Source organism: Streptomyces sp. (assembly GCF_036566765.1).
In the GTDB taxonomy this organism is placed as follows: domain Bacteria; phylum Actinomycetota; class Actinomycetes; order Streptomycetales; family Streptomycetaceae; genus Streptomyces.
On sequence record NZ_DATCVQ010000084.1, the window covers coordinates 1 to 7528 of the forward strand.

9 protein-coding genes are annotated in these 7528 nt (G+C 72.4%); 5 read left to right on the forward strand and 4 right to left on the reverse strand.

Translation table 11 applies throughout. From position 1 onward, the window contains the following. From VIU94_RS04740 to VIU94_RS04755, 4 genes are all read left to right on the forward strand, one after another. Positions 1–1160 (forward strand): exo-beta-N-acetylmuramidase NamZ family protein (locus tag VIU94_RS04740; protein WP_331907847.1); only part of this gene is annotated, 1160 nt, incomplete at its 5' end. An 88-nt stretch (positions 1161–1248) separates the two neighbouring features. Then, the gene (locus VIU94_RS04745) at positions 1249–2511 is read left to right on the forward strand and encodes an alpha/beta hydrolase (protein ID WP_331907849.1); all 1263 of its coding nucleotides are present in this window, start codon (positions 1249–1251) and stop codon (positions 2509–2511) included. Positions 2512–2658: 147 nt separating this feature from the next. Further along, positions 2659–3237, forward strand: a complete 579-nt coding sequence (locus tag VIU94_RS04750) for a hypothetical protein (RefSeq protein WP_331907851.1) — start codon at positions 2659–2661, stop codon at positions 3235–3237. Between the two features lie 156 nt (positions 3238–3393). Next, a complete protein-coding gene (locus VIU94_RS04755; protein ID WP_331907853.1) occupies positions 3394–4467 on the forward strand; it encodes an RNA ligase (ATP) in 1074 nt (357 codons plus the stop codon). 109 nt (positions 4468–4576) lie between these two features. Here VIU94_RS04755 and soxR read toward each other — a convergent pair whose 3' ends face one another. Then, positions 4577–5044, reverse strand: coding sequence for a redox-sensitive transcriptional activator SoxR (soxR, locus tag VIU94_RS04760; protein ID WP_331907855.1), 468 nt, complete (start codon positions 5042–5044; stop codon positions 4577–4579). Positions 5045–5148: 104 nt separating this feature from the next. On the opposite strand from soxR, the gene VIU94_RS04765 reads away from it, so the two are divergent. Then, positions 5149–5610 carry a MaoC family dehydratase gene (locus tag VIU94_RS04765; protein ID WP_331907857.1) on the forward strand — a complete coding sequence of 154 codons (462 nt, stop codon included), beginning with the start codon at positions 5149–5151 and terminating at the stop codon, positions 5608–5610. Here VIU94_RS04765 and VIU94_RS04770 read toward each other — a convergent pair. The 3 genes from VIU94_RS04770 to VIU94_RS04780 all read right to left on the reverse strand — a co-directional run. Beyond that, entirely contained in the window at positions 5601–6251 is a 651-nt protein-coding gene (locus VIU94_RS04770; RefSeq protein WP_331907859.1) for a TetR/AcrR family transcriptional regulator, read from the reverse strand. The two genes, VIU94_RS04765 and VIU94_RS04770, sit on opposite strands and share 10 nt — an antisense overlap. 93 nt (positions 6252–6344) lie before the next feature. Then, on the reverse strand, positions 6345–6632 hold the full coding sequence (locus VIU94_RS04775) for a YiaA/YiaB family inner membrane protein (protein WP_331907861.1): 288 nt from the start codon (positions 6630–6632) through the stop codon (positions 6345–6347). Between the two features lie 65 nt (positions 6633–6697). Beyond that, positions 6698–7528 (reverse strand): acyl-CoA dehydrogenase family protein (locus tag VIU94_RS04780; RefSeq protein WP_331907863.1); only part of this gene is annotated, 831 nt, incomplete at its 5' end.

Here is a 7528-nt window from a genome sequence, read left to right on the forward strand (position 1 = left end):
ACGAGCGGCGCGGCCGGGTGCGCACCGGCTTCGAGCGGCTGGCCGCCGACGGCTTCGCGGCGCTGTCCGGGCAGCGGGTCGGCGTCGTCACCAATCCGACCGGGATCACCGCCGACGCCCGGCACATCGTGGACGTGATGCACGCCGACGACCGGGCGGACCTGGTCGCGGTCTTCGGGCCCGAGCACGGCTTCCGGGGCACCGCACAGGCCGGCGGCTCGGAGGGGCGGTACGACGACCCGGCGACCGGGCTGCCGGTCTACGACACGTACTTGAAGAGCGGTCAGCCGCTCGCGGACGTGTTCACCGCCTCGGGCGTGGACACCGTGGTCTTCGACATCCAGGACGTGGGCGCGCGCTTCTACACGTACATCTGGACGATGTACGACTGCATGGTCGCGGCCGCGCTGGCGGGCAAGCGGTTCGTGGTCCTCGACCGGCCGAACCCGGTCACCGGGCGGGAGGCCCTCGGCCCGGTCCTGGACAAGGCGTTCGCGACCTTCGTGGGCCGCGAGCCGATCGCGCAGGCGCACGGCATGACGGTGGCGGAGCTGGCGCGGCTGTTCAACGCGGAGTTCCTGGCGAAGCCGGTTGCCCTGGAGACGGTCCGGATGACGGGCTGGCGGCGGTCGGAGTTCTTCGACGCGACCGGGCTGCCGTGGGTCCCGCCGAGCCCGAACATGCCGACGCCGGACACGGCGCTCGTGTACTCCGGGACGTGCCTCTTCGAGGGCACCAACCTGTCCGAGGGGCGGGGCACCACGCGGCCGTTCGAGCTCCTCGGCGCGGAGGGCGTCGACCGGCGGTGGGCGGAGGCGGCGAACGCGCTGGAACTGCCGGGGGTCCGGTTCCGCGAGGCGTACTTCACGCCGACGTTCTCCAAGTTCCAGGGGAAGACCGTCGGCGGGGTGCAGCTGCACGTCCACGACCGGGCCGCGTTCGACCCGGTGCGCACGGGCATCGCGCTCCTCGTGACGGCCAAGCGGTCCTGGAGCGGCTTCGCGTGGCGGCCGGACAACTGGATCGACAAGCTGACCGGTTCGACCCGGGTGCGGACCCTGATCGACGCGGGCGCGACGCCGGACGAGGTGGCAGCGGCCTGGGACGCGGACCTGGCGGCCTTCCGGTCCGTCCGCGAGGAGCACCTGCTGTACCGCTGAGAGTGAATAGCGACGGGAGGTATGGCCGTCCCTCCGCGCGCGCAGGATGCTGACCGGGCAGCGATCCTCGACGCGGAGGGACGGGCCCATGGCCGGGACGAGTGTGCAGCCGTACCTGGAGGTCGTGTTCGACAAGGACGGCGACGGCGCGGCCGGTCAGCGGGACGCGCTGACCCGGATGGGCGCGACGGATCTGGTGCTGTTCGCCCACGGCTGGAACAGCTCCCGGTCCGTGGCCGCGCGGCTGTACTCGGCCTTCTTCGCCCCGTTCCCCGGGCTTGTGGACGTCGGGAGACGGGTCGGGTACGCCGGGGTGTTCTGGCCGTCGATGATGTTCACCGACGAGCCGATCCCGGACTTCGAGGGCCTGGCCGCGCAGCTGCCCGGCAAGGAGCCCGTGGTCGGCCGGCTCACCGCGCTGGTGACGGAGAAGCCCGAGAACGAGGCTGCGTTCGCCGAATTCGCGGCGCTGCTGCGGGAGTTGACGGGCGTCGGGGCGGAGGGGTGCGTCGCGGCGGACGAAGGGGCGCCGGAGTTCCTGGTCGGGGACCCGCTGGAGGCGTACGCGGTGTTCGCGCAGGCGCTGGAGTCGCTGGCGCCCGGGGAGTCACCGGCGCCCGGGGAGCAGCCCGCCGAGCAGCGCGCCGGGGAGCCCGCCGAGCAGCCGGCCGAGTTGTTCGGCGGCGGTCTGAAGCGGCTGTGGAAGGGCGCCGAGGAGGCGCTGCGCCAGGCTGCGTACTACACGATGAAGCGCCGGGCGGGGACCGTCGGCGAGCGCGGGCTCGGGCCGCTGCTCGGCGAGCTCGCCCGGACCGCCCCCGCGACGCGGGTCCATCTGGTCGGCCACAGCATGGGCGCCCGTCTGGTGTCGTTCGCGCTGCGCGGACTGCCTTCCGGGGTGCGCAACGTGAAGTCGGTGACGCTCCTCCAGGGGGCTTTCTCGCACTACGCGTTCGCGTCGAGCCTGCCGCACGACCGGGACGCCTCGGGGGCGCTGCGGGACATGCAGCGCCGTGTCGACGGCCCGATGGTCGCCTGCTACTCGCGGCACGACTCGGCGCTGGGCGTCATCTACCCGCTGGCGTCCCGGCTGGCCGGCGACGACTCGCGCGTGATCGGCCTCGACCGGCGGTGGTGGGCGGTCGGCCACGACGGCGTCCAGGCCGTGCCGGGCACCCGGGCGCTCACCCTGGACGAGGCGCTGCGCTCCGGGATCCCGGGGTCCGGTTGCGTCAACGTGGACGCGGCGTCGGTGGTCCGGCGCGGCGGGCCGCCGTCCGGCGCGCACAGTGACATCTGCCACCCCGAGTTGGCGCGGGTGGTGCTCTCGGCGGGCCGCTTCGGCCGCTGAGCTGCGACGGAGGCGGGTTTCCCGGGTGTTGCCGCCCGTCTCTTTCGCGCCATTGACGGCTTCCATCGGAATTTCGATGGAACAGGAAAGGCCACTCGTTCGTCCCTCTCATAACGCCGAAGCACCAGCGACGGAGGTGGCGGAGCGATGGCCGGTTTCCGGAGTCTCGCCAGACAGGTACGTGATCCGGGGTGCGATCCCGCGTTGCGGAGGTACTCGCTGCGCAAGTGCCTGGAGCGGTTCGCGCCGTACGGGCACCGGGCGACCTGGGCCCATCTGTGCCGCAGGCACGGGTTCGGGCCCGAGGACCGGGATCCCGATCCGACGCGGCTGGTGGCCGCGCTCGACGAGCTGGAGGAGGCGCGGGCGGTGTGGCTCGCGTACGAGGAGGAGTTCGCGGAGCGGCGGCGCCGCGAGAAGCACGACGGGCTGCGCCGGCCCGGCTCGATGGACGACTGGCACCGCCGCACCTGGGGCGGCAACGGCGTGGCGCGGTGCGACGACCCGTCGGTGCATCCGTCGGAGCCGCTGGCGGAGGTGCTGCGCCGGCTGATCGCCGCGCTGCTCGCCGCGCCGGGCGCGCACTGCCCGGTGTGCGCGGGGACGCGGATAGAGCGGCGACCCGAGCCGGTCTGCGGGACGTGCGGGGTGACGCTGCCGGCGGCGGTCCTGACGCCGAGGGCGGCGGGGGCGACGGGGCGCGTACGGCTGGCGACGGTCGCGTGACGACGTAACCGACCGATCGAGGTGCGACTCAACGGGGGACGCGGGCCCGGGGATTCTGCGCGAGGCTAACAGAAGCAAAATCCCCTGGCCCAGGGCTTTTCCGACTCGGCACAGTGTCCGGCGTGACACACAAACCCGAGCATCCGGAGCCCTGACATGTCCACCCTGCGCGTGACCGCCGAAGTCCTGACCGTCCATCCCCACCCCAACGCCGACGCACTGGAGTTGGCCCAGGTGGGCCTCTACCGCGCCGTCGTGGCCAAGGGCGCGTACCGCACGGGGGACATCGCCCTCTACGTCCCCGAACAGGCCGTGCTCCCTGCCGCGTTGATCGAGGAGCTGGGGCTGACCGGGCGACTCGCCGGGAAGGCGAAGGACCGGGTGAAGGCGGTACGGCTGCGGGGCGAGCTGTCGCAGGGGATCGTGTGCCGGCCGGGCGCGCTCGCGGAGGCAGACCTGGTGCGGGCGGCGACCGACGGCGAGGACTTCGCGGAGCGACTCGGGATCACCAAGTGGGCCCCGCCGATCCCGCCGACCATGGACGGCGACGTGGAGGCCGCGCCCGATCTGCTCCCCTGGACGGACATCGAGAACATCCAGCGGTACCCGGACGTGTTCGAGCCCGGTGAGCCGGTGGCGGTGACCGAGAAGCTGCACGGCACGGCCTGCCTCGTGACGTACGCCGCCGAGGACGGCCGGGTGCAGGTCTCCTCGAAGGGCTTCGGCGCGAAGGGCCTGGCCCTGAAGGAGGACCCGCGCAACCTGTACTGGCGGGCCGTCCACGGCCACGGCGTCCCGGCGGTCGCGGCGGCGCTGGCCGAGCGGCTCGGCGCGCGCCGGGTCGGGATCTTCGGCGAGGTGTACGGAGCGGGGGTGCAGGACCTGGCGTACGGCGCGAACGCCCGCGCCGAGGACAGCCTCGGCTACGCGGTCTTCGACCTGTCCGCCGAGATCGACGGCCGGGTCGTCTGGCTGGACCCGGCCGAGGTCCTTCAGGACGGCGAACTGCCGCTCGTGCCACGGCTGTACAGCGGCCCGTACGACGTCGCGAAGGTGCTTGAGCTGACCAGCGGCCGGGAGACCGTGTCCGGGCAGGAGCTGCATCTGCGCGAGGGCGTCGTGATCCGCTCGACGACCGGCCGGTACAGCCCGGTCGTCGGCGGCCGGGCGATCGCCAAGTCCGTGAGCCCGGCCTATCTGACCCGCAAGGGCGGCACCGAGTACGAGTAGGCCGGCGCCGAGACCGGTGGGGGACCCGCGCGGGGGGCGGGTCCCCCATCCGCCGTTCCGCCGCATCCCCATCCGCATCTCGCTGTACGTCCCCCGTCCGCATCTCGCCCTACGTCGCGGGCCGGCGCTCCGCCATGAGCCGCGAGCCCGTCATCCGCTCGCCGACGACGTCGTCCGGGTTGGAGAGGACGCAGTTCTCCAGCGACAGGCAGCCGCAGCCGATGCAGTCGGTCAGATGGTCGCGCAGCCGGCCGAGCTGCTCGATCCGCTCGTCGAGCTCGGACCGCCAGGTCTCGGAGAGCCGGGCCCAGTCCTCGCGGGTCGGCGTGCGCTCCTCGGGCAGTTCGGCGAGCGCCTCGCGGATGGTGGCCAGCGGGATGCCGACGCGTTGCGCGGCGCGTACGAAGGCGACCCGGCGCAGTGCGTCACGTCCGAAGCGGCGCTGGTTGCCGCTGGTCCGGCGGCTGCTGATCAGGCCCTTGGACTCGTAGAAGTGGAGGGCGGACACGGCCGCCCCGCTGCGCGCGGACAGCTGCCCGACCGTGAGTTCGTGGATCTTCTCTGGAATCTGCGGCACTCCTCGAACCCTACTGGTCCCCCCATCGACCCCATTGACAGGAGTCCGCCCATCCCCACATGCTAAGCAGTCGCTTAGACACCATCGTGAGAGGGAGCAGGGACATGGCCGAGCCGAGGATCTTCACCTCCGCCGAGGAGCTGCGCGCCGGAGTGGGCGAGCAACTGGGCTCCAGCGACTGGCTGGAGATCGAGCAGAAGCGGATCGACCTCTTCGCCGAGGCCACCGGGGACCACCAGTGGATCCACGTGGACCCGGAGCGCGCAGCGGCCGGTCCGTTCGGCAGGACCATCGCGCACGGCTATCTCACGCTCTCGCTGCTGCCGACGCTCGTCCCGCAGATCATGCGGGTCGAGGGCATGAAGATGGGCCTCAACTACGGCACGAACAAGGTCCGGTTCCCCGCCCCCGTGCCGGTGGGCTCACGGCTGCGCGCCTCCGCCGTGCTCACGGACGTGACGGAGGCCGGCGGCGGTGTGCAGGTCACAGCGACGGTGACGATCGAGCGCGAGGGCGGCGACAAGCCGGTCTGCGTCGCCGAGTCGGTGTCGCGCTACTACTTCTGAGCGCCCGCGCCCGGCTGCTTCTGAGCCCCCACCATGCGCAGCACGAGGTCGGCGTAGAGCGCGCCGACCTCGTCGGGCGTACGGCGGCCCTGCGTGGTGAACCAGCGGGACACGTCGATGCACAGGGACAGCACGGCGACGGTGGCACCGGGCACATCGGGCACGTCGAACTCGTCCGCCGCGACGCCCTCCTCGATGATCCGCCGCACCGCCGCGTCGCTCTTGCGCCGCAGGCCGACGATCTCGGTGCGGTGCTCGGGGCCGAGGGCGTCGAGCTCGTACTGGACGACGCGCGCGGTGGTGTGCCGCTCGGCGTGCCAGCGGACGAAGGAGCGGACGGCGGCGGCGAGCCGCTCGGCGGCCGTGCCGGGTCCGGCGGCCGCCTCCTCCAGGATCTCCAGGGCCCTGTCGTGGCCGATCCGGCTGATCCGGTGGAGGAGCTCCTCCTTGGTCTTGTAGTGGATGTAGAGGGCCGCCGGGCTCATGCCGGCGCGTCCGGCGATGTCGCGCGTCGTGGTGGCGTGATAGCCGCGCTCGGCGAACGCCTCGACGGCGGCCACCAGCAGCTTCCTGGCAGCCTCGGGGGTGACCTCACCCCAGGGCTTGTCCTCGTCGAGGACCGTCTCCTCCGCCGCGGTCATCGTTCGTCGCCCCTTCCGGCATCCGTCCAGCTGAACGGACACTCTACATCGAAGGTGAGCAAGCGCTTAGAGAACGCGGCTCGGCGCACGCGATCAGAGCTTCTGGAAGGGGTCGTGCTCGGCGAGCAGCTTCTCCAGCCGGGCCTGGTCCACGCGGCTGACGATCTGGCCGGCCTCCTGCCGGTCCCGGACCACCTTGGCCAGGGTGAAGGCCGAGGTGGTGAGGTACAGGACCGCGATGGCGAGGAAGGCACGGACCCAGACGTCGGCGTCCAGGTTGAAGATCCCGAGACTCACGGCGCCGAGGGCGATCCCGAAGGAGATGACCGCCTGCATGTAGTAGGCGGCCGTGTTCTGCTGCTTGACCTGTGTGTCGCTCATGACCGACAGCATCGGGCGGATGTGCCGCGTGCCACATCCGCCCGGATACTCAGCCGGGTACTCAGTCAGAACGCGGAGACGCCCGTCAGGGCGCGGCCGATGATCAGCTTCTGGATCTGGCTGGTGCCCTCGTACAGGGTCATCACGCGCGCGTCGCGCAGCAGCTTCCCCACCGGGTACTCGTCGATGTAGCCGTAGCCGCCGAAGACCTGGAGCGCGTTGTTGGCGCAGCGGACGGCGGCCTCGGAGGCGTACAGCTTGGCCTTGGAAGCGGCGGTGGCGAACTCCTCGCCCCGGTCGATCAGATCGGCGACCCGCCAGGTCAGCAGCCGGGCCGCGTCCAGGTCCACCGCGATGTCGCTGATCAGCTCCTGCACGAGCTGGTACGAGGCGATGGGCTTGCCGAACTGCTCGCGCTCCCCCGCGTACCGCACGGCCGCGTCGAGCGCGGCCTGCGCGATGCCGACGCACCCCGCCGCCACCGACATCCGCCCCTTGGCCAGGGCCGACATCGCGACCGCGAAGCCCTTGCCCTCGGGGCCGAGCATCGCCGCGGCGGGGACGCGGACGTCCTCGAGGACCAGCTCGGCGGTCGCCTGGCCGCGCAGCCCGAGCTTGCCGTGCACGGCGCGGCGGGTGAGGCCCGGGGCGTCGGCGGGGACGAGGAAGGCGGAGACGCCCTTGCGGCCGGGGGTGTCGCCGGTCCGGGCGAAGAGCAGCACCACGTCGGCCCAGGTGCCGTTGGTGATGAACATCTTCGTGCCGTTCACGACGTAGCCGTCCCCGTCGCGGACCGCCCTGGTCGCCAGGCTTCCGGCGTCGGACCCCGTGCCGGGCTCGGTGAGGCCGAAGCAGCCGATGGCGTCGCCCGAGGCGAGCGGGGGCAGCCAGCGCCG